This window comes from Achromobacter sp. LC458 (assembly GCF_001005835.2).
Classification (GTDB): Bacteria; Pseudomonadota; Gammaproteobacteria; order Burkholderiales; family Burkholderiaceae_B; genus Achromobacter; species Achromobacter spanius_B.
Map to the genome: position 1 here is coordinate 1 of NZ_LBHW02000029.1, position 24,796 is coordinate 24,796.

18 protein-coding genes are annotated in these 24,796 nt (G+C 66.6%); all 18 read left to right on the forward strand.

The window, feature by feature from the left end; all coding sequences use genetic code 11:
- Window positions 1–2,548 (forward strand): autotransporter-associated beta strand repeat-containing protein (locus YH64_RS21195; RefSeq protein ID WP_185975409.1); only part of this gene is annotated, 2,548 nt, incomplete at its 5' end.
- Window positions 2,545–5,265, forward strand: coding sequence for an autotransporter domain-containing protein (locus YH64_RS21200; protein ID WP_052946083.1), 2,721 nt, complete (start codon window positions 2,545–2,547; stop codon window positions 5,263–5,265). The genes YH64_RS21195 and YH64_RS21200, both read left to right, overlap by 4 nt.
- A gap of 136 nt (window positions 5,266–5,401) precedes the next feature.
- Window positions 5,402–6,199: a GntR family transcriptional regulator gene (locus YH64_RS21205; protein ID WP_143215481.1), complete on the forward strand. Its 798-nt coding sequence runs from the start codon at window positions 5,402–5,404 to the stop codon at window positions 6,197–6,199.
- An 18-nt stretch (window positions 6,200–6,217) separates the two neighbouring features.
- Window positions 6,218–7,423 (forward strand): ABC transporter substrate-binding protein, encoded by a 1,206-nt coding sequence (locus YH64_RS21210; RefSeq protein WP_046806403.1) that lies wholly within the window; start codon window positions 6,218–6,220, stop codon window positions 7,421–7,423.
- A gap of 8 nt (window positions 7,424–7,431) precedes the next feature.
- Window positions 7,432–8,304, forward strand: a complete 873-nt coding sequence (locus YH64_RS21215; protein WP_046806404.1) for a branched-chain amino acid ABC transporter permease — start codon at window positions 7,432–7,434, stop codon at window positions 8,302–8,304.
- 2 nt (window positions 8,305–8,306) lie between these two features.
- Window positions 8,307–9,275 carry a branched-chain amino acid ABC transporter permease gene (locus YH64_RS21220; protein WP_104144943.1) on the forward strand — a complete coding sequence of 323 codons (969 nt, stop codon included), beginning with the start codon at window positions 8,307–8,309 and terminating at the stop codon, window positions 9,273–9,275.
- On the forward strand, window positions 9,268–10,023 hold the full coding sequence (locus YH64_RS21225; RefSeq protein WP_046806405.1) for an ABC transporter ATP-binding protein: 756 nt from the start codon (window positions 9,268–9,270) through the stop codon (window positions 10,021–10,023). Before YH64_RS21220 ends, YH64_RS21225 begins: the two co-directional genes overlap by 8 nt.
- Window positions 10,020–10,730 (forward strand): ABC transporter ATP-binding protein, encoded by a 711-nt coding sequence (locus YH64_RS21230; RefSeq protein WP_046806406.1) that lies wholly within the window; start codon window positions 10,020–10,022, stop codon window positions 10,728–10,730. The genes YH64_RS21225 and YH64_RS21230 overlap by 4 nt, the downstream gene beginning before the upstream one ends.
- Window positions 10,731–10,732: 2 nt before the next feature.
- Window positions 10,733–12,043, forward strand: a complete 1,311-nt coding sequence (locus YH64_RS21235; protein ID WP_046806407.1) for a 3-isopropylmalate dehydratase large subunit — start codon at window positions 10,733–10,735, stop codon at window positions 12,041–12,043.
- Window positions 12,040–12,603 carry a 3-isopropylmalate dehydratase gene (locus YH64_RS21240; protein WP_255444633.1) on the forward strand — a complete coding sequence of 188 codons (564 nt, stop codon included), beginning with the start codon at window positions 12,040–12,042 and terminating at the stop codon, window positions 12,601–12,603. Before YH64_RS21235 ends, YH64_RS21240 begins: the two co-directional genes overlap by 4 nt.
- Window positions 12,604–12,613: 10 nt before the next feature.
- Window positions 12,614–14,293: a hydantoinase B/oxoprolinase family protein gene (locus YH64_RS21245; protein ID WP_046806408.1), complete on the forward strand. Its 1,680-nt coding sequence runs from the start codon at window positions 12,614–12,616 to the stop codon at window positions 14,291–14,293.
- Window positions 14,290–16,371 carry a hydantoinase/oxoprolinase family protein gene (locus YH64_RS21250; RefSeq protein ID WP_046806409.1) on the forward strand — a complete coding sequence of 694 codons (2,082 nt, stop codon included), beginning with the start codon at window positions 14,290–14,292 and terminating at the stop codon, window positions 16,369–16,371. Before YH64_RS21245 ends, YH64_RS21250 begins: the two co-directional genes overlap by 4 nt.
- Window positions 16,372–16,380: 9 nt before the next feature.
- A complete protein-coding gene (locus YH64_RS21255; RefSeq protein WP_046806410.1) occupies window positions 16,381–16,989 on the forward strand; it encodes a cysteine hydrolase family protein in 609 nt (202 codons plus the stop codon).
- Window positions 16,986–18,434 (forward strand): FAD-dependent oxidoreductase, encoded by a 1,449-nt coding sequence (locus YH64_RS21260; protein ID WP_046806411.1) that lies wholly within the window; start codon window positions 16,986–16,988, stop codon window positions 18,432–18,434. The genes YH64_RS21255 and YH64_RS21260 overlap by 4 nt, the downstream gene beginning before the upstream one ends.
- A complete protein-coding gene (locus YH64_RS21265) occupies window positions 18,431–19,291 on the forward strand; it encodes an oxaloacetate decarboxylase (protein ID WP_046806412.1) in 861 nt (286 codons plus the stop codon). Before YH64_RS21260 ends, YH64_RS21265 begins: the two co-directional genes overlap by 4 nt.
- Window positions 19,292–19,370: 79 nt before the next feature.
- Window positions 19,371–21,113 (forward strand): mechanosensitive ion channel family protein, encoded by a 1,743-nt coding sequence (locus tag YH64_RS21270; RefSeq protein WP_255444635.1) that lies wholly within the window; start codon window positions 19,371–19,373, stop codon window positions 21,111–21,113.
- Between the two features lie 214 nt (window positions 21,114–21,327).
- On the forward strand, window positions 21,328–23,019 hold the full coding sequence (aspT, locus tag YH64_RS21275; RefSeq protein ID WP_046806413.1) for an aspartate-alanine antiporter: 1,692 nt from the start codon (window positions 21,328–21,330) through the stop codon (window positions 23,017–23,019).
- Between the two features lie 28 nt (window positions 23,020–23,047).
- Complete coding sequence (locus YH64_RS21280) at window positions 23,048–24,781, forward strand: SulP family inorganic anion transporter (RefSeq protein ID WP_046806449.1); 1,734 nt, start codon at window positions 23,048–23,050, stop codon at window positions 24,779–24,781.
- Window positions 24,782–24,796: the final 15 nt, after the last annotated feature.

The window sequence follows — 24,796 nt, forward strand, 5'->3', positions numbered from 1 at the left end:
AGCCAGCGGGCCGGCCGGTGGCAGCAACACTGGTATCGACGGCGGCGCGGGCGGCGCACCCGGAACCTTGGGCGGCGCAGGTGGCCTGGGCGGCGGCGGTGGTGCCGGCGGCCCCAGCGGCGCCACCGGAGGCGGTGGCAGCGGCGGTGGTGCTCTTGGTGCAGGAGGCGGCCAGGGCAACGGTGGGGCCGGCGGCGACGGCGGGGCCATTGTCGACATTGACGGAACGTCTTTTGCAGGCACGGCAGGCCAGGGCGCCCAAGCGGCTTCCTCGGGCGTCATTACCTTGCCGGCCACCTACGACTATGTCGGCATCGGCGGCGGCGGCGGCGGGGCCGGAAAGATCGTTGCGGGTGGCGCCGGCACGGCCGGCGACCTGACCGTCAACAATGCGACGCTGACGGTGAACCGATCGCTGTTGCTGGGCGGGTCTGGCGGAGGCAGCAGCTACGGGGGCATCGGCGGACGCGGCGGGGATGGCGCATTGACGCTGATGGGGTCGTCGCTTTCCGTCGCGGGCGCCCTTCTGATCGGCGGCGCGGGCGGGGGCAGTGCCAATGTCTCGTACATAGGCGGGCAGGGCGGCAACGGTACGCTGACTGTTGGCGGTAATTCCACCGTGGCGATCGGAAGCGGCGCGCGCGTCCAGCTTGGCGGCGGCACGGGCGGCGGGACCGGTGTGTTCAACCTGGGCCCGGGCACGGCCAACTTCGCCGGGGGCGGCGGGTTCACCATCAACGGCAACGGCACGCTCAATATCGGTGGCGCTTCGCCGGGCGTTGCAACGGGCGGCACGATCGTCAACCTGACCTCGTTGGTCAACAACGGGCTTATCAATTTCAACCAGTCCGATGCCGGCTCTTATGTGTTGACACCGGCCATCGCCGGGTCCGGTTCCGTGGCGGTCAACAGCAGCGGCACGACGGTCCTGACGGGCAATAACACCTACACCGGCGGAACGACGGTATCCGCGGGGACGTTGCAAATCGGCGCCGGCGCCACCACGGGTTCGATCGCCGGCAATATTGTCAATAACGCGTCGGTGGTGTTCAGCCGGTCCGACACCGTTGACTATGCAGGCGCCATGAGCGGCAGCGGCAACCTTGCCAACAACGGTACGGGCATGCTGCGCCTGTTGGGCGCGAGCACGGGAACAGGCGACGTCTACGTGAATCGCGGCACCGTCGAGCTCACGGGCGCCACGGCGCGGCTGGGCAGCGGGACTTCGGAAATCATCGTCGGATCCACGGCCGACGCGACCTTGACCGTGAGCGCCGGCGCGCAATTGAATTCCCATGATATCCAAATCGGTTCAAACGGTACCGGCACTGCCATCGTCACCGGTGCAGATTCCAAATGGACTGCCTTTTACTTCAATGTAGGCGCCGGCGGCCTGGGCGAGCTGCGATTGCTGGACGGCGGCCAATTGTCCGTCGCGCGAGTCTTCGTCGGTTTGTATTCCAACGGCACGGCCCTGGTCTCCGGCGCGAACTCGCACCTGGACACTGCAACCGGAATCCTGTTGGGCAATCTGCCAGGGACGACGGGCAGCGTGGTTATCGAAAAGGGCGCCACGGCTAGTGCACCCCGGGTCGAGATCGGGGGGCAAGGCGGGTCGCTGTTTGTCTATGGCCTGGACCCGGCGTTGCGGGGCGTCCTGGAAACGGGACCCATCATCCGGCATGCCGGCACGGCAACCGGCACTGTCGATTTCGATGGCGGCATCTTGCGCGCGACTACCGCGCAAGCGGATCTCTTCCAGGGATTCAGCGCGGGCGACGTCACGCTGGGTGCCAACGGCATGTACCTGGATTCCAACGGCTTCGACGTGGGCATTTCGACGGGGCTGGGCGGCACCGGGCGGCTGACGAAAACAGGCGGGGGCACGTTGACCCTTGCGGGCGTCAATACGTATTCGGGCGGCACCGAAATCCAGAGCGGTACGCTATCGGTTGCGTCGGACGCCAACCTGGGGGCGGCCGGTGGCGCGCTGGCGATGGCCGGCGGCACGTTGACCACGACGGCCAGCTTTGACTCGGCGCGCGACGTTGCCCTGGTCCAGAACGGCATCTTCAATGTGGCGGCCGGTATCGAACTGGGCTTGGCCGGCACGGTTTCTGGGGCCGGCGCGCTTGTAAAGGATGGCGCTGGCACGCTGACGTTGTCGGGTGCCAATACCCACGCCAGCACACAAGTGCTGGCGGGCAGCTTGATCGGCGACAGTGCGTCGATCCGGGGCAATCTGCTCAACAACGGTACTGCCATCTTCAACCAGAGCGTGGACGGCAGCGCGTCGGGCGTGTTCACCGGCAGCGGCGCATTCGAAAAGCGAGGCATGGGCGTGCTGAGCCTGACGGCCGACAGCAGCGCATTTGCCGGCTCGACGCGCGTGCGCGGTGGTGTGCTGACGGTGGCCAACCAGCTTGGCGGCAGCGCCGACGTGATCGGCGCTCGGCTGAACGTCACGGGAACGCTGCTTGGCGGCGCCACCATCGCAGCCTTGGTTTCCTATCGGGCAGTGGCACGATCGGCCAGAACGTCAGCGTGACGGGCGGCACGCTGCAAGGCGCGCAAGGTGGCACACTGACCATCAACGGCGACCTTGCGCTGGACAGCGCCAGCCGGGTCAATGTGGCGCTGGGTAGCGCCCCGTCATCGAACGCGTTGTTTGACGTGGGTGGCAACCTGGCTTTGGCCGGCACGCTGAACGTCAGCGACCAAGGCGGATTTGGCCCCGGCATCTATCGCCTGTTCAACTATGGCGGTGCGTTGACCACGAACACGCTGGCCCTGGGCACCGCGCCGACGGGCGTATTGCCCGGCGATCTGCGCATTCAGACCGCCGTGGGCGGCCAGGTGAACCTGGCATCCACCAGCGGCGCGACGCTGGGTTTCTGGGACGGCGGCAACAGCGCCGGCCACGACAACGGCATCATCAACGGCGGCACGGGCGCGTGGCGCGCCGACGGCCGCAACTGGACCAATCTGGACGGCACGCTGAACGGCGTGTTTCAGCCCAACCCTACCTTTGCCGTGTTCCAGGGGCAAGCCGGCACGGTCACGGTCGACGCGTCGGCCGGCGCCATCGGCGTCACCGGCATGCAGATCGCAACCGACGGCTACCGCATTGAAGGTGACGATATCGCGCTGCAAGGCGCAGGCGGTGAAAGCGTCATCCGAGTGGGGTCGGGCCTGGCTGCCGGGGCTGGCATGACGGGGACCATCGCCTCGCGTCTGACCGGCGCCAGCACGCTGGCCAAGACGGATTACGGCACCCTTATTCTGGCGGGCGACAACACCTACAGCGGTGGCACCGATGTGCGCCTGGGCACCGTGTCGGTGTCGAACGACGCCAACCTGGGCGCCGCCACCGGCGGTTTGACGCTGAGCGGCGGTGTGCTGGCGACCACGGCCAGTTTCAACACGAATCGCGCCGTCACGCTGACGCCGGGGCAGGCAAGCGGCATCAACGTGGCATCGGCCACATCGCTGGGCTTGTCCGGCACGATCACCGGCAGCGGTGACATGAGCAAGACGGGCGCGGGCGTGCTCAACATTGCCGGGGACGGCAGCGCGTATGCCGGCAACCTGCTGGTGCAGGCCGGTGTGCTGAACATGGCGTCCGCCGGCAAGCTTGGCGGCACGTTGACCATGGCCAACGGCACGCTGTTGCAAGGCACGGGCCAGGTCGGCACGACCACGCTGCAAAACGGCGCGGTGCTGGCCCCGGGTAACGCCAACAGCACGCTGAAGGTGGCGGGCGACCTGACGTTCATGCCGGGCTCGGTCTACCAGGTGAGCGCCGACCCGGCCTCGTCGGCAAGCTCTCGGGTGGCGGTCAGCGGCGCGGCAAATCTTGCCGGTTCGCTGGTGCACGTCGGGCCGGAAAGCGGTTTTGAAAGTACGCGGCAATACACGATCCTGACGGCCGGCTCGGTCAACGGTCAGTTCAACGCCGTGTCGTCGAACTACGCTTTCCTGGCCCCGACGCTGCGCTACGGCGCGCAGGACGTCACGTTGCAACTGGGACGCAAGCAGGTGCCGGTGGACCCCGCGACGCCGATCACGCCGACCCCACCCACCGAGCCGGCTGCGCCCACCCCGCCCAGCCGTCCGATTGCCTTTGCCGACGCCGCGCGCACCAGCAACCAACGCGCCGTCGCCAACGCGCTGGACAGCCTGCCAGCCGGCAATGCGCTGCACGAGTACATCCTGACCTTGCCTGACGGCGCTCCGCCCGCCGCGTTCAACAGCCTGTCCGGCGAAGCGCACGCCAGCGTTGCGTCCAGCCTGATGGGTTCGGCCGGCACGACGCGCACGCTGCCGCTGTCGCACCTGCGCGCAAACCTGAACGCCGGCATGCGCCCGGGGTCGCCTACGGCGCAGGCGGGCGGCACGCTGTCCGCCTCTGCCTTGCCGTCGTCAAACGCGCAGCCCGCCTGGGCCGAGCTGGTTGGCAATTGGCAAACGCAGAACGCCACCGACAACACGGCGCAAGTGCGTCAGCACACCGGCGGGCTGTTTGTGGGCGCCGACCATGCCGTGGGTAACGGATGGCGGCTGGGTGCGGCGCTGGGCTACACGGACAGCAAGATCCGCGTCGACGACCGCGCCTCGAAGGCGGACGTGTCCGGCTACAGCGCCGCTGTCTATGGCGGCAAATCGTTTGACGCCGGCTCGGGCAAGCTGAACCTGCTGGTCGGCACGTCCTACACCTGGCACGACGTCGCCAGCGAGCGCTACGCCTCGGTAGCCGGCGCCTCGCAAAAGCTGACCGCCGACTACGGCGCCAGCACGACGCAGCTTTTTACCGAGCTGGGCTATGCGCTGCCTTTGTCCGACCGCACCACCCTGGAACCCTTCGCGGGCGTGGCCTGGAGCGACTTGCGCAGCCGCAGCTTCAGCGAGTCGGGCGGCTCGGCGGCGCTTAGCGGCCAAAGCAGCAGCAACAAGCAGACCAGCAGCACGCTGGGCGTGCGCACGCAAACGAACGTCTCGTTGGCGGGTGCCGAAGCGCGCTTGCAAGCCACGCTGGGCTGGCGCCATGCCTTCGGCGATGTACTGCCGCGGTCCACCATGGCGTTCGATGGCGGGCAAGCGTTCACGGTGTCGGGCGCGCCCATCGCCCGCAACGCCGCCATCGCCGAACTGGGCGGGGAAGTGGCCGTGTCGCGTAATGCGACGCTGGGCTTGAACTACAGCGGCCAGTACGGCGGCGGCAACCGGGAACATGCAGGGTCGTTGAACGTGCGCTGGCGGTATTAAGGCGGTATTGAGCCGGGACCGAGGCGGGATCGAGGCGGGGTCGCTCGAACCCGACCTCGGTGTTTTCCCGATAGAACAACCCATCCGGCCATTTGTTCCATTGACGGTACATTAGGACACCCCTAGAGTTTCCGGCATGGGAACCACACTGCCTCTGCCGAAGTACCACCAGATCTACCTTGTGTTGCGCGAGCAATTGCAAGAAGGTCGTTTCGATCAGGACGGGCTGCCGGGCGAGCACGCGCTGGCGGCGCAGTTCGACGTGGCCCGCATCACCATCCGCAAGGCGATGGAGATGCTGGTGTCCGATGGGCTGGTGTCTCGCCGCCCAGGGTTGGGCACCTGGCCGTTGCGCGCGTCCACCGCCGCGCAGGCCGTGCCCGCCGCCAATGCGTCGCAAAAGGCGCACCTGACCGGGCTGCTTGAGAACATCGTCAACATGGGCCTGTGCACCTCGGTGCAGGTACTGGACAGCACGCTCGTGTCCGCGCCGCCAACGGTGGCCGAGTCGTTGCGTATTCCCGCGGGTGCGCCGGTTCACAAAAGCCTGCGCGTGCGCAGCACCGAGGCCGGGCCGCTGTCCCACATCACCACCTACGTGCCGCAAGCGGTGGCCGACTTCACACGGGAAGACCTGGAACGCGAGCCCTTGCTGATGCTGCTGGAAGCGGCCGGCGTGGAATTTGGCGGCGCCACGCAGACCATCTCGGCGCGTCTGGCCGATGCGCAGGTGGCGCGCCATCTGGATGTGTCCGTGGGTTCGGCGCTGCTGGCCGTGACGCGAGTCGTGCGCGACGTGAATGATCGCCCCGTCCAGCTGTTGCAGGGCCTGTACCGGCCCGACCGATACCAATACCAATTGCAGCTGTCGCGCGTCGGCAGCATCGACGCCAAGGTCTGGGTCAGCGAAGAGCTGTCGGCCCAATTTCATTGAACCCTTCGGAGATCACCCATGAATTCGCGCCGCACCTTCCTCTATCGTTCCGCCGCCGCCACGGCGCTGTTGTCCGCGCCCTGGGTGGCGCGCGCGCAAGGCGCCGCGCCGGTCAAGATCGGCGTGCTGCATCCGGTGACGGGCGCCTTGGCGTATTCGGGCCAGCAATGCCGCTTGGGCGCGCTGCTGGCCATTGAAGACATCAACAAGGCCGGCGGCATCAAGTCCCTGGGTGGCGCGCCGTTGTCCGCCGTGCTGGGCGATGCGCAGTCGCGCCCCGAGGCCGGTTCCGCCGAGGTGGAAAAGATGAATGAGGCGGGCGTGTCGGCCATCGTCGGCGCGTATGCGTCCGCGATCTGCCTGGCCACCACGCAGACGGCGGCCAAGTACAACCTGCCGCATGTGGTGGACGTGGGCGTGGCGGATCAGATTGTCGAGCGCGGGCTCAAGAACACCTTCCGCTTCGGGCCGGGCTACCGGGCTTGCAGCGAGCGCGCCATTACCGACCTGGTGGCGTTGAACGAGGCGGCCGGCAAGCCGGCCAAGACCGTGATGATCGTGCACGAGGATTCGCTGTTCGGCACCGGCACGGCGGCCCTCTTGTCCAAGTCGTTGCCGCAGCACGGCTTTGAAGTGAAGGAAGTGGTCAAGCACCCGAACCCCACGCGCGACTTCAACAACATCGTGCTGCGCATGAAGTCCGTGAATCCGGACATCGTCATCCCCGCCAATTACTACAACGAATACGCGCTGTTGCTGCGCGCCATGAAGCAGCAAAAGGTGCAGCCCAAGGCGATTTATTCGGTGCTGGGGGGCGCGGCCTCCAGCTACAAGTTCTTGAAGGAATTTCCGGATATCGCCAACGGCATCATTGACTGCAACCACTGGTTCAATCCAAAAGACCCGCGTGTTGCGCCGTTGAAGGCGCGCGTCGAGGAAAAGGGCGCGTACTTCAGCTACGAAGTGTTCATGACGTACGTGGCGGTGCAGTTGCTGGCGGATGCCATCGAACGCGCCAAGTCCGCCGACCGCGCCGCCATCATCGACGCCCTGGCGGCCAGCACCTTTCACGACAACCTGATGCCCTACGGCCCAACCAAGTTCGTCAACGGCCAGAACACGGGCGCGCAGCCGCTGCTGACGCAGGTGATCGGCGGCGACATCAAGGTGATCATCCCGGCGGAGTATCGCCAGGCCGACGCGATTTTTCCGTTGAAGGGCTGAGCGCAAGCATGCTGGACCCGGCCATCCTTTTCTCGTCGGTGCTGAACGGCCTGACGACCGGCGCGGTGTACGCGCTGATCGCCCTGGGGCTGACCCTGATCTACGGGGTGCTGCACATCATCAATTTCGCCCACGGCGCCGCGCTGATGGTGGCGCTGTACGCCGTCTATCTGCTGAAGGACCGGCTGGGTATCGACCCGTATGCCGCGCTGCCCCTGGTGGTGGCGGGCATGTTCGGGCTGGGCTATGCGCTACAGCGCTTCGTCATCAACCGGGCCAGCCATGGCAAGGACGAGAACATCCTGCTGGTGACGCTGGGCCTGGCCATCGTGCTGGAGAACCTGGCGCTGGTGTGGTTCAAGTCCGACACGCGCAGCATCGACACCGCCTACACCCTGTCCACGCTTGAAATCGGCCCGGCCATGATCGCGCTGCCCAAGGTCATTGCGTTCTTCGGCGCGCTGGCGGTGGCGGCGGTGCTGTTCTGGATCATCCGCGGCACCGACCTGGGCCGCGCCATCCGCGCGGTGGCGCGCGAAAAGCAGGGCGCCAAGCTGATGGGCATCGACGTGGAAAAAGTCTATGCGCTGTCGTTCGGCATCGGCATGGCCTGCCTGGGCGCGGCGGCCTGTTTCCTGCTGCCGGCCTATTACGTGAACCCGCAGGTGGGCAGCGGCTTCGTGCTGGTGGCCTTCACGATCGTGGTGTTGGGCGGCATGGGCAGCTTCGTGGGGGCGCTGGTGGGCGGGCTATTGATCGGCGTGGTGGAATCCATCGGCGGCCTGTTCCTGGGCGATTCGTTAGGCCAGATGGGCATCTTCGCGATCTTTATCGCGGTGCTGCTGTTTCGCCCGCAGGGGCTGTTCGGGGCGAGGGGCTGAACATGAATAGGGATCTTTGCGCCATCGCGCTGTTCGGCCTTGCGTTGGCCGCCTTGGCAACGTTTGCGCAATCGGGCGTGCTGCTGACGTTCGTGATGATGTCGTTGTACGCCGCGCTGCTGTCGCAGGCCTGGAACATTCTGGGCGGGTATGGCGGGCAGCTGTCGTTCGGCCATGCGCTGTTCTTCGGTGTGGGCGCTTATGCGCAAGCGCTGGGGCAATTGAACTTCGGCATCAATCCGTGGCTGGCGTTGCCGGTGGCGATTGCACTGGGCGCGCTGGTCGGCCTGGCGGTGGGCGGGCTGACGTTTCGCTACGGCCTGAAGGGGTCTTACTTTGCCCTGGTGACGCTGGCGTTTGCCGAAGTGTTTCGCATCCTGGCCTTGTCCGCGTCCTTCACGGGCGGCGGGGTGGGGCTGATGGTGCCGCTGCAAGAGGGCGCGGCAAACATGCAGTTTGCGTCGCGCCGGGGCTACATCTATCTGCTGCTGGCGTTTGTGGTGCTGGCGTTGCTGGTGACGGCCTGGCTGCGGCATTCGCGCTTTGGCGCGTACTTGCAAGCGGTGCGCGACAACGAAGACGCCGCGCGGGCCATCGGCGTGAACCCCTTGCGGGTGAAGCTGGGCGGCATTGCACTGTCGGCGGCGTTCATGAGCGCGGCGGGCGCGTTCTATGTGCAGGTGTTCCAGTACATCGACCCGGGCATCGCCTTCGGTTCCGCCGTATCGGTGGAAGCGCTGGTGGGGGCCATCGTGGGCGGCATGGGCACGTTGTGGGGGCCGGTGCTGGGCGCCGTCGCCCTGCATGGGCTGGCCGACCTGACGCGCAATCTGTTTGGTGAATTGCCCGGCATCAGCATGGTGATCTACGGCGTGGTGCTGATTTTGATCGTGATGTTCCTGCCGCGCGGCATCAGTGGCAGCGGCCAATCGTTGGGCCGGCTGTTCGGCAAGGAGCGCGCCCGTGCCTGACATCCTTTTGCAAGCCAGCAATCTCTCGATTTCGTTCGGCGGCCTGAAGGCCGTGCAGGACGTGAACCTGGCCGTGCCCGAGGGCTCGTTGACCGCGCTGGTCGGCCCCAACGGCGCAGGCAAGACCACGCTGTTTGCGCTGCTGTCCGGCTTTTTGAAACCGGGCGCCGGGTCGGTGCGCTTTGCCGGGCAAGACATCACCGGACGCGCACCGCATGAATCCGCGCAGCTGGGCCTGACCCGCACTTTCCAGATCGTGCAGCCGTTCGGTGCGCAGACGGTGCGCCAGAACATTGCCGTGGGCGCGCATCTGCGCCTGCGCGATCGGCGCGCCGCCCTGGCCGCCGCCGAAGACGTGGCCGCGCGCGTGAACCTGCACAAGGTGCTGGACAAGCCCGCCGCCGACTTGACCGTGGCCGGGCGCAAGCGGCTGGAACTGGCCCGCGCGCTGGCCACGCGCCCGCGCCTGCTGCTGCTGGACGAAGTGCTGGCCGGCCTGAATCCAAGCGAGATCGACGAGATGATTCCGGTGGTGAAAAAGCTGGTGGACGATGGCGTTACCGTCTTAATGATCGAACACGTGATGCGCGCGGTGATGAGCCTGGCCGAACACGTGTGGGTGCTGGCGCAGGGGCGTTTGATTGCGTCCGGTACGCCGGGCGAAGTCACCCGCGACCCGACGGTGGTGGAGGCCTACCTGGGGCATGGCGCGGCCGCGCGGCTGGCCGCACAAGGGGCGCCGGCATGAGCGCGCTGCTTGAAGTGACCGGCTTGCGGGCGGGCTACGGGCGCATGGAGGTGCTGCGCGGCGTGGACCTGGCGGTGGGCGAAGGTGAAATCGTCGTCCTGCTGGGCAGCAACGGCGCCGGCAAATCCACGTTGAACAACACCGTCTGCGGGCTGTGCAAGCCCTGGGGCGGATCGGTGCGTTTTGACGGTCACGACCTGACCGGCAGGCACTACCGTGACGTGGTGCGCGCCGGGCTGATCCAGGTCCCTGAAGGCCGCCGCATTTTTCCCAACCTAAGCGTGCGCGAAAACCTGGAGCTGGGTTCGTTCACCCGGGCGCGCGAGCATCGCACGGGCAACCTGGACAAGGTGCTGGATATTTTTCCGCGCCTGCGCGAACGGCTGGCGCAGCTGGCCGGCACCATGTCGGGCGGTGAGCAGCAGATGCTGGCGATCGGACGCGGCCTGATGGCCGAACCGCGCCTGTTGATCCTGGACGAACCCTCGCTGGGCCTGTCGCCCTTGATGGTTGAAGAACTGTTCGGCCTGATCCAGCGCCTGCACACCGATGGGTTGGCAATTCTGCTGGTCGAGCAGAACGTGGGGCAATCGCTGGAAACCGGGCAGCGCGCCTATGTGATGGAAAACGGGGCGGTGCGCTATAGCGGATCGTGTGCGCAACTGATGGCCAGCGACGACGTGCGCCGGGCCTATCTGGGGATGTAGCGATGCCTGTTGTTGACCAAGCCCTCCGGCCCCAGGATTCACCGCAGCGCTCGCCGCAGACCCTGGCCCAGAAGTTGATCGCCGCCGCCTGCGGACGTGCCTCGGTCCAGCAGGGCGAAATCGTGACCTGCGCCGTGGATCTGGCGATGTTCCATGACTCCAGCGGGCCGCGCCGCTTGCAGCCGATGCTGCAAGAGCTGGGCGCGTCGCTGTGGGACCCGAAGAAGATCGTGCTGGTCATCGACCACTACGTGCCCGAATCCGACGACGAATCGCGCCGCATCGTGCGCATTGCGCGCGACTGGGCGGCGGGGCAGCAACTGCCCAATGTGTATGACTCGGTTGGCATCTGCCATGTGGTCGTGCCGCAGCATGGCCACATCCGCCCCGGCATGTTCTGCGTGGGCGGGGATTCGCATTCGCCCACGGGCGGTGCGTTCGGCGCGTATATGTTCGGCATCGGCAGCACCGAAATGCTGGGCGTGGCCGTCACCGGCAAGATCTGGGTCAAGGTGCCGCAAACGTTGATGATGCGCTGGAACGGGCGGCTGGCCGCCGGCGTGACCGCCAAGGACATGATGCTGCACATGATCGGCCGCTACGGCATGAACGGCGGGCGCTACCAAGCCGTGGAGTTCTGCGGCGAGGCCGTGCGCGCGCTGCCCATGCAGGAACGCATGACGCTGTCCAACATGAGCGCCGAGCTGGGCTCGCAGGTGGGCCTGATCGCGCCGGACGAGACCACGGCCGCCTACTTGCGCAAGGCGGGGGTGACCGACAGCCTGGACTTGGCGCGCTGGCAAAGCGACGCGGACGCCGACGCTGAATGGCACGACTTTGACGCGGCCTCGCTGGCGCCGCAGGTGGCCGCGCCGCACAGCCCGGCGAACGCGCGCGACGTGGACCAGTACCGCGATGTGCCGGTGCAAGTGGCCTATATCGGCGCGTGCACGGGCGCCAAGCTTGAGGATCTGCGCGCCGCGGCCAGCGTCTTGCGCGGGCGCCGCCTGGCGCCGGGCATGAGCCTGATGGTGGCGCCGGCCAGCCGCCTGGACCAGCAACAGGCCGAACAGGAAGGCGTGATGCAAGTGCTGCAAGACGCCGGCGCAGAGGTGCTGGCCACGTCATGCGGGGCCTGTGCGGGCTATGGCGGGTCCATTCCCGACGGGGCCAGCGTCATCTCCACCACCGCGCGTAATTTCAAGGGCCGCATGGGCTCCGAGACGGCGCGGGTTTACCTGGCGTCGCCCTACACCGTGGCAGCCTCGGCCGTTGCCGGCCGCATTGCAGACCCGCGCGAGGTGATGGCATGACGGACCGCACTGCAACAACTCCCATCGCCGTCGAAGCCGGCGCGGCGCGGACCACGTCGACGCCCGCCACATCGACCCATCGCGTCTGGCGCGTGGGGGCCGATATCGACACCGACGCGCTGGCCCCAGGCGCCTACATGAAGTTCGGCATCGACGAAATCGCGCGCCACTGCCTGCAACGCGTCCGCCCGGAATTCGCGGCGCAGGTGCAGCCGGGCGACGTGTTGGTGGCCGGGCACAACTTCGGCATCGGCTCCTCGCGCGAGCAAGCCGCATCGGCGCTGGTGCGCCTGGGCGTAGCCGCCGTCATCGCCCCGTCTTTCAACGGCCTGTATTTTCGCAACGCCTTCAATGTCGGCCTGTTGCTGTTGACCTGCGCCCAGGCGGATGCGCTGGCCGAAGGCGAACGCATCACGTTCGACCCCATCGCCGGGCGTATCGGCCGCGCCCAAGCCGCCGACCCCGCTGCATTGCCTTGCGAGCCCGTACCTGACTTCCTGATGGACATGGTGCGGGCCGGCGGGCTGCTGAATCTGCTGAAACAGCGCCAAACCTCCTAGGAAGAACACGATGCTAGATCCCGTCACCCTGGCGGTCCTGAAGGGCCGTCTGGAACAGATTGCCGATGAGATGGACGCGACGCTGTACCGCAGCGCGTTCAACCCCATCATTGCCGAGGCCCACGACGCCTGCCACGGCATGTACGACGCGGCCACGGGCGCCACGCTGATCCAGGGCAAGTCCGGCCTGCCGGTCTTCGTGGGCGCGATGGCGTTTGCCGTGAAGGCGGCGGCCAAGGTGGCGGCCGAACGCGGCGGCATGGTGGACGGCGACGTCTGGCTGTTCAATGACCCGTACGAAGGCGGCACGCACGCCAACGACTTCAAGCTGGTGCGCCCGGTGTTCCGCGACCAGAAGCTGTTCTGCTTTCTGGCGTCGGCCGCGCATTGGCACGACGTAGGCGGCGCGGTGCCCGGCAACTACAACCCGGCAGCCACCGAATGCTGGCAAGAGGCGGTGCAGATCCCGCCGGTGCGCATCGTGCGCGCGGGCGTGCTGGACCCGGACGTGCTGGCCATCCTGAAGGCCAACACCCGCTTGCCGGACAGCTTGTGGGGCGACCTGAACGGGCAATTGGCCGCGCTGGAATTGGGCGCGGGGCGTCTGGACGGGCTGCTGGACGAATATGGCGACGCCACCGTGCTGGAGTCGCTGGACACCTTGCGCCAGCGCGCGCGTCGTTTGATGCGCGACCACATCGCGCGCCTGCCCGACGGCGACTACGCGTTCGAAGACATGCTGGACAACGACGGTGTGCGCGACGTGGCGCTGCGCATCGCGCTGAAGCTGTCGATCAATGGTGACCGGCTGACGCTGGACTTCAACGGCACGTCGCCCGCCTGCGCGGGGCCCGTCAATATCTCCCGCGCCACTGCCATCGCGGCGTGCTACGTGGCGCTGAAGCACCTGTTTCCCGACGTGCCGGCCAACGCGGGCGTGCTGGACGCGGTGGACGTGGTGTTGCCCGATGGCCTGGTCATCTCGGCCGACCGGCCGCGCCCGGTGGGCGGCTATACCGAAACCATCCTGCGCATGATCGACGTGATCTTCTGCGCGATGGCGCAAGCCGCCCCAGAGCGCGCGATGGCCCAGGCCTACGGCACGATCAATGCGCTGTCCATCGCGGGCTATCGCAGCGACGCCGCGCGCAAAGGGCAGCGCTGGGTGATGTTCAGCTTTTTCGGTGGCGGGCACGGCGGGCACGCCGATGGCGACGGGCTGAGCCATGGCAATGCGCCGATTTCCACCGCCACCATTCCACCGCTGGAGATCCTGGAAGCCGCCTATCCCGTCCGCTTCACGCAGTGGGCGCTGCGCCCGGATTCGGCGGGCGACGGCAAGCATCGCGGCGGGCTGGGCGCCATCTACGAAATCGAATTGCTGGAAGACAGCGCCGAAGCGTTCATCTTCGGGGAACGCGGGCGCAGCGCGCCCAAGGGCATCGCGGGCGGCGGCCAGGCTGCACTGAACGTGTTCCGGTATCAGCAGGACGGGCAATGGGCATCCCCCCCGATGAGTTCGAAGATGCTGGGCATTCAGCTACAGCGCGGCGACCGCGTGCGGCTGGAAACGCCGGGCGGTGGCGGCTACGGCGATCCTGCCGGCCGCACGACGGCCGCGCGTGAACACGACCGCAAGATGGGCTATGTGGGCGATATCGCCGGCAACAAGAAGGAGCAGTTGGCATGAGCACGGCAGATCGGGGTTTCGTCCCAGGCAACAACGCGTCGCGGGGGCTCGTGGTGGGCGTGGACGTGGGCGGCACGTTCACGGACCTGTTCGTGCTGGACGAGGCAGGCGGCACGGCGCGCGTGGTCAAGGTACCGTCCACGCGCGGCGAAGAAGCGCGTGGCTTCATGAACGGCATTGCGCGCGTGGCCGACGGCGCGGGCGCCATCAACACCATCGTCCATGGCACCACCGTGGGCACCAACGCGCTGCTGGAGCGCAAGGTGGCGCGCACCGGCATCATCACCACGGCGGGATTCCGCGACGTGCTGGAGATGCGCCGCCGCGACCGACCCCAGACCTGGGGCCTGCGCGGCAATTACGAACCGGTCGTCTCGCGCGACCTGCGCCTGGAAGTCAGCGAACGCGTGCTGGCCGACGGCACCGTGCACACGCCGGTGGACCTGGGCCAGGTCGAGGCCGCGGCGCGCGCGCTGCTGGAGCAGGGCTGCGAGGCCGTGTGCGTGTTCTTCGTCAACGCGTATGCGAACCCGGTGAACGAGGCGCAGGCGGTGGCGCGCGTGCGCGCGATTTGGCCCAACGCCAATGTCACGGCGGCCACCGAAGTGCTGCCCGAGATCCGCGAATTCGAACGCTGCTCGACGGCGGTGCTCAATGCCGCGTTGCAGCCGGTGGTGGGCAGTTATCTGACGCGATTGGAATCCGATTTGCGCGAGAACGGCTTTGACGGCGAGCTGCTGGTCGTGCAGAGCAATGGCGGCGTGATGTCGCGGCAGACGGCGTGCGACGTGCCGGTGCGCACCGCGCTGTCGGGCCCGGCGGCGGGCGTGATTGCGTGCGCGGCGATTGCGCGCGCTTCCGGCTTTCCCAACGTCGTTACCGGCGACATGGGCGGCACCTCGTTCGATGTGTCGCTGGTGGCGGGCGGCGAGGCCTCGCTGTCGGCGCAGACCGTGATCGACTTCGGCATGGTGGTGCGCGCGCCGATGATCCAGATCGAGACCATCGGCGCGGGCGGCGGGTCGATCGCCAGCGTGGACGCGGGCGGCCTGTTGCAGGTGGGGCCGGAATCCGCGGGCAGCGTTCCGGGCCCGGCCTGCTATGGGCGCGGCAATACCCGGCCCACCGTTACCGACGCCAATGTGCTGCTGGGCCGCATCTCGGCAGAGCGGCCGTTGGGCGGCGGCCTGCTGGCCACCATGAACGTGGAGCTGGCGCGCGCGGCCATCGAAGAACATGTGGCCAAACCGCTGGGCCTGGAGGTGCACGCGGCCGCCGAGGCGATTCTGACCGTGGCCAACGCCAAGATGGCCGGCGCGATACGCGTGGTGTCCATCGAACGCGGGCACGATCCGCGCAAGTTCGCGTACATGCCCTTCGGCGGCGGTGGCGCCTTGCATGTGTGCGCCATGATGAATGAAGTGGACGCCGCGCACGGCATCGTGCCGCGCTACCCGGGCGTGACGTCCGCGCTGGGCTGCGTCATGGCCGACATGCGGCACGACGGCGTGCAGACCTTGAACACCGCGCTGGACGCGCTGGACACCGACGACCTGTTGGCGCGTATCGATGCCCTGGCCGCGGCCTGCCAGGAACGCCTGGATTCGGCGGGCGTGGCATTTGAAGGCGTGCGTGAAAGCATCGAACTGGACATGCTTTATGTGGGCCAAAGCCACACCGTCTGCGTGGAAGTCACGCGCGATGCATTGACCCGGCCAGGCATTGCAGCGGCCTTCGACCGCGCCTACCGCGCCGCATTCGGCCGCAGCTTGAGCGGCATCGCCGTGCGCATCCTGAACCTGCGCTATGCGCGGATCGGCCAGCGCCCCAAGTTCGATTTGTCGCTGCTGGCGCCCACCTGCCGCGACATGCCGGCCGCGCTGGGCACACAGCGCGTGTTTCACGCGGGCCAGTGGCGCGACGCCGTGCGCTATGCGCGGCTGGACCTGCCGGTAGGGGCCGAGGTGGCCGGCCCGGCGATTCTTGAGCAGCCCGACACCACCATCTGGATCGAACCGGGCTTTACCGGCCGCGTCGACGCGTTGGGCAATTTGCTGATTACCCGGCAGGACGCCTAGGAGACAAGCATGCAGGTTCTGGACCCTCGTACCACCGCCTTGCTGGTGATCGATCTGCAAAACGATTTCCTGGCGCCCGGCGGCGCCTATGATCGCGGCGGCGCGGTCAGCCCACAGGCGCGCGCCTTGCCGGCCCGCGTGGCGCCCGTTGCCCGCGCGTTGAAGTTGCAAGGCGGCTTTGTGGCGGCCAGCCAGTTCACGCTGTGGCCCGACGCGCACGGCGAGCCCATGATCTCGCCGCATTTGAAGCAACTGCGTCCGTTCCTGGCCAAAGGCGATTTCGCGGCCGGCTCCACGGGGCAGGCCAATGTGGCCGAGCTGGACGGGTTGGTGGACGTGGCGGTGTGGAAGGTGGCGTATTCGGCCTTCTTCAACACGCAGCTGGATTGGGTGTTGCGCCGCGCGGGCATCTCCAGCGTGGTGATTGCGGGCATCGTCACCAACGGCGGCGTGGCCAGCACCGCCCGCGATGCGCACATGCGCGACTATCACGTGACCGTGCTGGCCGACGGCTGCGCCGCGCCCACGCCCGCCATGCACGATGCCGCGCTGGCGGACCTGCGCACGGTGGCGGACGTGATCACGTGCAAGGATTTCATCGGCAGGCTGGCGTCGTGAGCGCGGCTGTCGTCAAACGCGGAAAGCCCGGCGGCCCTTCGGACGCCGACATGATGCAGGTGCCGGTGCTGATCATCGGCGCGGGCGCTTGCGGGCTGACCGCCGCGCTGCGGCTGGCGCAGGCGGGCATTGAAACCGTGTTGATCGAACGCGACGCCGCGCCCAGTGGCTCGTCGGCGTTGTCCTCGGGGTTTATTCCGGCAGCGGGGTCGGCGGTGCAGCGCGCCGCCGGCATCGATGATGACGCGGCGCGTTTCGCCGCCGACATCCAGGCCAAGGCCCATGGCACGGCCGCGCCGCACCTGGTTGCCGCCTACACGGGCGCGGCGGCCCCCGCCATGGATATGTTGGCGCGACATGGCCTGGCGTTCGAGGTCCTGGACGGTTTCCTGTATCCGGGACACCGCGCGCGCCGCATGCATGCCTTGCCGGAACGCACGGGCGTGGCCTTGGTGACCGCGCTGGAGCGCGCCGCCACGGCGGCGGGCGCGCATCTGTTGACGCGCGCGCTGGCCCGCGACATCTGGGTGGAAGCGGGCGAGGGCGACCGTGGCGGCGTGGACGCCGGCAGCCGCATCACCGCCGTGGGCTGCGAACGGCCGGACGGGTCCGTGGACGTGATCGGCTGCCAGGTGCTGATCCTGGCCTGCAACGGATTTGGCGGCAACGCGGCCATGGTGGCCGAACATTTGCCCGCCATGCGCCAGGCCGTCTACGGCGGCCACGTCGGCAACGACGGCAGCGCCATCGAATGGGGCAAGGCCCTGGGCGCACGCCTGGCCGACCTGGGCGCCTACCAGGGGCACGGGTCCTGGGCGACACCGCAAGGCGCGTTGATCTCCTGGGCCGTCATGATGGACGGCGGGGTGCAGATCAATCGCGATGGGCGGCGCTTTCATGACGAAACGCAGGGCTATTCCGAAGCCGCCGTGCATGTGTTGTCCCAGCCGGGCGGCGTGGCCTGGAACGTGTTCGACGACCGCACGCTGGCATTGGCACGCGGCTTTCCGGATTTTGTGGCGGCCGAAGCGGGCCAAGCAGTGAAAACCTGTGCGGATCTGCCCGCCCTGGCCACGCTGATCGGCTGCGATGCCGGCGTGTTGCAACAGACCTTGCAAGCCGTCGGCCCGGATGGGGCGGACCCCCATGGGCGCCGCTTTGAACGCACGCTGCAAGCGCCGTACCACGCCGTCAAGGTCACGGGCGCGCTGTTTCATACGCAAGGTGGCCTGGATATCGATGCGCAATGCCGCGTGTTGACCCGCGATGGGCAGCCGCTGCCGAATTTGCTGGCTGCCGGTGGCGCCGCGCGCGGCGTGTCGGGCAACGACGTGTCGGGCTATCTGTCCGGCAATGGATTGCTCAGTGCGGTGGCGGGCGGCTATATCGCCGCCGCGACCGCCGCATCGCTGCTGGGGCACGAACTTGTACAGGAACCCTCATGAAGCAAACCCTGAAAACGCAATTGGCAGCGGGCGCCGTGCTGGCCCCCGGCATCTACGACCCCCTGTCGGCGCTGATCGCCGAGCAGGCCGGGTTTACCGCGCTGTACCTGTCGGGCGCTTCCATCGCTTACACCCGCTTGGGCCGTTCAGACATTGGCCTGACCACGTATTCCGAGGTCGAGGACACGCTGGCCCGGATCACCGAACGCGTCGCCACGCCGGTGATCGTGGATGCCGACACGGGCTTTGGCAACGCGTTGAACACGCAGCGCACCGTGCGCGGCTTCGAACGCGCGGGCGCGGCCATGATCCAGCTGGAAGACCAGACCTTTCCCAAACGCTGCGGGCATCTGGATGGCAAGGCGGTGATACCCGCGACCGAGATGTGCGGCAAGCTGCGCGCCGCCGTGGACGCGCGGGTGTCAGCGTCCACGCTGATACTGGCGCGCACCGACGCGGTGGCGGTTGAAGGGCTGGAGGCCGCGCTGGACCGCGCCGAGCGCTATCTTGAAGCCGGCGCCGACGCGCTGTTCATTGAAGCCTTGCGCACGCCAGAGCAGATGCAGGCGGCCTGCGCCCGCTTTGCCGCGCGCGTGCCGCTGTTGGCCAATATGGTGGAAGGCGGCAAGACGCCGGTGCAAAGCGCGGACGCGCTGACCGCCCTGGGCTTTCGCATCGTCATCTTTCCCGGAGGCACGGCGCGCGCCGTGGCGCACACCTTGCAGGCTTACTACGGCAGCCTGCGCCAGCACGGCACGACTGCGCCATGGCAGGAACGGATGCTGGATTTTGACGGTTTGAACGCGGTGATCGGTACGCCTGAACTGCTGGAGCAGGGGCGACAGTACGAGGGGTAGGGCAAGGGTAGGCCACGCGCGCGGCCCGATCAGAAATTCCCCCAAAGCGCATCGCATTTCGCGGATCAATAGCGCTAAGATGGATTCGCTGCAACCGCCGGGCCAACTATCGTGCTGGCCAGGCAATCGCCGTCATCGCAAGACGAAGACGGCGGCATCGGCGCGAGAGGGAATCATGACTGGAATCATCCGAGTCTCCATTCTTGCTGTGTTGCTGCTGATCCTGACGCCTGCACTGTCCGCTGGGGCAGAGGACGCGCGTCCGGAACCCTCTCCCCTTGAGCTGGCGCTTGAGACCGCCCCGGTCGAGGTGGACGGCCAGGTGCTCTTCCGGGTCCGAGGGCTGTCCTCATTTCCCGCCGAGCGGCGCGCCGAGGCCATCCGGGAAAGAATCACGAAGGTCGCGGCGGATACCTCATTTTCAAGCGCCGGCCTTCGGACCGAGCCCGTTGATAACGGCACCGTCATCATGGCGGGGGCAACCGCGCTGATCATCGTCAGCGACGCCGACGCCCAGCTTGAACAAACTACCCGTGACAATCTCGCGGCGTTGCATCTGCTGCGCATCCGGCAAGCCATAGACGACTTCCGGCGGGCGCGCGGCACCGAAGCCCTGCTCAGGGCCGGCCTTTACAGTGCCGGCGCAACGGTATTGCTGGCCCTGGGTATCGCCGTTCTGCTGTTGCTTAACCGCTGGCTGGACAAGGCGGTGTCCCGGCTTTTGAAAAGCCGCGTCCGCGCGGTGGATATCCAGTCATTCGAGCTGTTGCAATCGGACACCATCTGGAAGGCGTTGCACGCGCTGGTGCTGGCGGTGGGCGCCGCCACCATCGTCATATCGGTGTATGCGTACCTGCAATACGTGCTTGCGCTGTTTCCCTGGACGCGCTCGCTTTCCAACGACCTGTTCGACCTGGCCACCGGCACCGCAGAAAGGCTGGGAAAATCCGCGGCCGCGGTGATCCCCGACATTCTTATCCTTGTCCTTATCTATTACGTGGCCCGTTTCGCGCTGCGACGGGTCCGCACTTTCTTCGATGCGGTCGAACACCGGCGCGTGAGCTTCGCCCAATTCGAGCCGGAATGGGCCATCCCCACCTACAAGCTTGCGCGGATATTGATCCTGGCGTTTGCGCTGATCGTTGCATACCCGTATATCCCCGGTTCCGAGACTGCCGCGTTCAAGGGCATTTCGATCTTCATCGGCCTGGTGGTGTCGCTGGGATCTTCCACGGCAATCTCCAACTTTATCGCCGGCTATCTGATGACCTATCGACGCGTGTTCAAGGTGGGGGACAGGGTGAAGGTGGGTGACGTGGTGGGGGAAGTGGTGTCGGTGCGCCTACAGGTGACCCACGTCCGGACGAACAAGAATGAAGAAATCACGATTCCGAATTCGCAGATCCTGAACAGCGACGTCACCAACTACAGCTCGCTGGCCGCCTCCCAAGGCTTGATTCTTCACACCAGTGTCGGCATCGGCTACGAAGTCCCGTGGCGGCAGGTTGAAGCCATGCTCCACGCCGCCGCCGCCCGCTGCGCGGTGGTACTGGCCGAGCCCGGCCCCTTCGTGCTGCTGACCAAGCTGGGAGACTTTGCGGTTACCTACGAGCTGAACGCCTACACCCGCGATACGCAAAGAATCGCCAAGACCTATGCCGAACTGCACCGCCACATTCTTGACGTCTTCAACGAATACGGCGTGCAGATCATGACGCCTGCCTACGAAGGGGACCCGGACCAGCCCAAGGTGGTGGCGCCGGCGCAATGGTATACGGCGCCGGCGGTGCCGGCAGTATCGGATGATCGCGCGGACCGCTGATCGGTTCGGCGTCAAACCCGTGGTCGGCCGGCCTGGGCGGTGCGCACACCCACGGACGCGGCCGATTGCCGGTCTGACGGAATTTTGCCGGATATAGCATGGACTTTGCGATCCGTCGGTAGCAACAATGCCATGCAGGTTTCGCACTTGAGGGGGCTTCCCCGGAGGTGGTAGGTCGGGGGTCCAGAACGTCGTCTTTCGAGGGCCGAACGCCATGGACTTCTTAGGCAACTTGCTGCAGCGCTACCCCGAGCTTGCCGTTTTCCTGGCGATCGGCCTGGGCTATTGGGTCGGCGGATTCAAGATTCGCGGGGTCGGCTTCGGGCCGGTGACGGGGTCTTTGCTGGCGGGGTTGCTGATCGGCTATTTCTTTCTCATACCGGTATCCGACACCGCCAAGCAGGTGCTCTTCCTGCTGTTTATGTTCGGAATCGGCTACTCGGTGGGGCCAAGTTTCTTTCGAGGCATGAAGGATGGCGGCTGGCGGTGGGCGGTGCTGGGCGTCGTCATACCCGTTGCGGGGCTGCTCACGGCCTGGGCGCTGGCGCTCTTGCTGAAGCTGGAGCTCGGTTATGCCGTGGGCTTGATCTCGGGCGGCTTGACCGAGTCGCCCGCTATCGGCACGGGTAGTGAAGCCATCCGCAATCTTCCCATCGGCGCTGCCGAGAAGGATCGCCTGATCAGCCAGATCGCGGTTGCCGATGCGCTCTGCTACATCTTCGGGACGTTCGGAATCATCTGGTTCTGCTCCAGCCTGGGGCCGAAGCTATTGCGCGTGGACCTGAAGGCAGAGGGCGCGCGGCTTGAGCAGGCGTACGGCATACAGCGTCAGAAAGCCGGCGTGGCTTCGGCGTGGCGTAAATTCGACTTGCGCGCCTATCTTCTTCAGCCCGACCACCCCGCCGTGGGCCATAGCGTTGCGCTGGTCGAATCGCGATATGCCCCGGACCGGATGTTCGTGGAACGCATCCGGCGTGACGGCAGCTTGCTTGCCGTCGAGCCCACGACGGTCCTGCGCGCGGGCGACGTGGTGGCGGTCTCGGGCAAAAGCGAAGTGATACTGAAATGGCTGGACGGCCACGCCGTCGAACAGGCAGACCGCGAACTGCTGGATATTCCAAGCGCGATGTACGACGTCGTGTTGTCCAACCCTGCGCTTGTCGGCAAGACAGTGGCTCAGATTGCGGAGCAGGCACAGGAAGTGCGCGGTGTGTTCCTGCGCGACATCCGGCGCAACGGCGTGCAGATACCGGTGGGTTCCAAAACGGTGCTGTTGCGCGGCGACGTGCTCAGTATCGTCGGGCTTGAACCCGCGGTTGAACGCGTGGCCGAGCGCATGGGCAGCATCGTGCGGGAATTGAACGCCACGGACTTTGTTGCGCTGGGATTCGGCATATTCGTCGGCGCGGTGGTGGGGACGTCGCTGGTGCTGCCCATCGGCAGCATGCATATTGCCATTGGCAGCAGTGTCGGGACACTGATTCTTGGGCTGCTGGTGGGCTGGCGAAATTCCGCCAGGCCTTTGTTTGGGCGCATCTCCCACGGCGCCCTTGAATTCATGAAGTCCATCGGGTTGGCGGGCTTTGTCGCGATGATCGGGCTGAAGGCGGGGCCGGTATTTGTGCAAGCGCTTCAAGAAGTCGGGCTGACGATTTTTCTGGCGGGCATCGTGGTGACGATGGTTCCGCAGTTTGTCGGCTTGCTGTTCGGGCGCTACGTGCTGGGGCTTGAGCCCCTGTTGCTGCTGGGCGCGCTGGCCGGCGCGCAAACGATGACGGCCGGGCTTGCCGCGGTGCAGGAAAAATCACAGAGCCCGGTCGCGGTCATCGGGTATTCCGGCACGGTGGCGTTCGGACACATTTTGATCACGACGTGGGGAACGGTGATCGTCTGGCTGCTTTACTGATCGACCCCGCGACGGACGGTTGCCCACCATGCCCGCATCCTCGCCCACGCCTGCCCCCGTCGACTCGGCGGTTACGCGCTGGATGCCCGGGCTGTCTGTACTACGGTCATATCAAGCGGCTTGGCTACCCAACGACCTGGCGGCGGGCCTGGCATTGGCCGCGATGCTGGTACCGGTGGGCATCGCCTATGCCGAGGCGTCGGGCGTGCCGGGCATCTACGGGCTTTACGCCACGATCGTGCCGCTGCTGGCCTATGCCATTTTTGGGCCAAGCCGCATCCTGGTGCTGGGGCCGGATTCGGCGCTGGCCGCGCCCATTCTTGCGGTGGTGCTGAGCGTGTCCGGGGGCGACCCCGTGCGAGCGGTGGCCGCGGCCAGCCTGATGGCCGTTATCGCCGGGCTGGTCTGCATTGTTCTGGGCTTGTTGCGCCTGGGGTTCATCACCGAACTGTTGTCCAAGCCCATACGCTATGGCTACATGAACGGCATTGCGCTCACCGTGCTTGTCAGCCAGCTGCCGAAATTGTTCGCCATTCCGATCGAAGGTGGCGGCCCCTTGCGCGAACTGTGGCAATTGGGGCGGGCAGTGGCCGATGGCAAAACCAACGGCTATGCCTTCGCGGTAGGGGCGGCCAGTTTGGTGACGATCTTGCTGCTTAAGCGTTTTAAGCGCGTGCCCGGCATCCTGGTCGCCGTTGTCCTGGCGACATTGGCGGTCAGCATTTTTCGGCTGGATGTTCACGGCGTGAAAGTGCTGGGCGAGATCCCGCAGGGCTTGCCGACATTCACCTGGCCATGGCTGGATAACGCGGACTGGCTCACCATCATCGTCGGGGGCGGCGCGGTGGCGATGATTTCCTTCGCGGATACAAGCGTGCTGTCGCGAACCTACGCCGCACGCACGCACTCCCATGTCGATCCGAATCAGGAAATGGTGGGCTTGGGCGTGGCGAACCTGGCGGCGGGATTCTTCCAGGGGTTTCCGATCAGCAGCAGCGCATCACGCACGCCCGTGGCCGAAGCGGCGGGTGCGCGCACGCAGCTGACGGGCGTGGTCGGGGCGGCGGCCGTGGCGCTTTTGCTGTTGTTGGCGCCTGACCTGCTGCGCTACCTGCCCAACAGCGCGTTGGCCGCCGTGGTGATCGCCGCGGCCATCGGCCTGTTCGAAATCAAGGACCTGCGCCGTATCTACCGCATCCAGCAATGGGAGTTCTGGCTGTCGATGTTGTGCTTTGCCGGCGTGGCGGCGTTTGGGGCGATACCCGGCATCGGCCTGGCGGTCGTCATCGCCATCATCGAGTTTCTGTGGGACGGCTGGCGGCCGCATTTCGCGGTGTTGGGGCGCGTGCCCAACTTGCGCGGCTATCACGACTTGAAGCGCTATCCAGATGCCGCACTGATCGACGGCCTGGTGCTGTTTCGCTGGGACGCGCCGCTATTCTTCGCCAATGCCGAGCTGTTTCAGCAACGGCTGTTGGAAGCCGTCGATGCCTCGCCCACGCCGGTGCGCCGGGTCGTGGTGGCGGCCGAACCCGTCACCAGCGTTGACGTGACCGCGGCGGACATGTTGCGCGAACTTGCCCAACATCTGTCCAAGGAAGGCGCGGCACTGCATTTTGCCGAGATGAAGGATCCGGTACGGGACAAGCTCAAGCGCTTTGAGCTGGCGGAAATTTTTGGCGACGATCATTTCCATCCAACGGTGGAAAGCGCCGTGGAGCTTTATCTGGGCAAACCCGGCGCCGACGGTTGCGAGCAATAGCGCCAGGCGGTTCCG

Excerpts from the sequence above, each read along its gene's own strand:
- YH64_RS21255 (WP_046806410.1), top strand. The coding sequence starts at position 16,381 with ATGCAGGTTCTGGACCCTCGTACCACCGCCTTGCTGGTGATCGATCTG.
- YH64_RS21210 (WP_046806403.1), top strand. The coding sequence starts at position 6,218 with ATGAATTCGCGCCGCACCTTCCTCTATCGTTCCGCCGCCGCCACGGCG.
- YH64_RS21280 (WP_046806449.1), top strand. The coding sequence starts at position 23,048 with ATGCCCGCATCCTCGCCCACGCCTGCCCCCGTCGACTCGGCGGTTACG.
- YH64_RS21220 (WP_104144943.1), top strand. The coding sequence starts at position 8,307 with ATGAATAGGGATCTTTGCGCCATCGCGCTGTTCGGCCTTGCGTTGGCC.
- YH64_RS21265 (WP_046806412.1), top strand. The coding sequence starts at position 18,431 with ATGAAGCAAACCCTGAAAACGCAATTGGCAGCGGGCGCCGTGCTGGCC.
- YH64_RS21270 (WP_255444635.1), top strand. The coding sequence starts at position 19,371 with ATGGATTCGCTGCAACCGCCGGGCCAACTATCGTGCTGGCCAGGCAAT.
- YH64_RS21230 (WP_046806406.1), top strand. The coding sequence starts at position 10,020 with ATGAGCGCGCTGCTTGAAGTGACCGGCTTGCGGGCGGGCTACGGGCGC.
- aspT (WP_046806413.1), top strand. The coding sequence starts at position 21,328 with ATGGACTTCTTAGGCAACTTGCTGCAGCGCTACCCCGAGCTTGCCGTT.
- YH64_RS21240 (WP_255444633.1), top strand. The coding sequence starts at position 12,040 with ATGACGGACCGCACTGCAACAACTCCCATCGCCGTCGAAGCCGGCGCG.
- YH64_RS21250 (WP_046806409.1), top strand. The coding sequence starts at position 14,290 with ATGAGCACGGCAGATCGGGGTTTCGTCCCAGGCAACAACGCGTCGCGG.
- YH64_RS21205 (WP_143215481.1), top strand. The coding sequence starts at position 5,402 with ATGGGAACCACACTGCCTCTGCCGAAGTACCACCAGATCTACCTTGTG.
- YH64_RS21235 (WP_046806407.1), top strand. The coding sequence starts at position 10,733 with ATGCCTGTTGTTGACCAAGCCCTCCGGCCCCAGGATTCACCGCAGCGC.
- YH64_RS21215 (WP_046806404.1), top strand. The coding sequence starts at position 7,432 with ATGCTGGACCCGGCCATCCTTTTCTCGTCGGTGCTGAACGGCCTGACG.
- YH64_RS21245 (WP_046806408.1), top strand. The coding sequence starts at position 12,614 with ATGCTAGATCCCGTCACCCTGGCGGTCCTGAAGGGCCGTCTGGAACAG.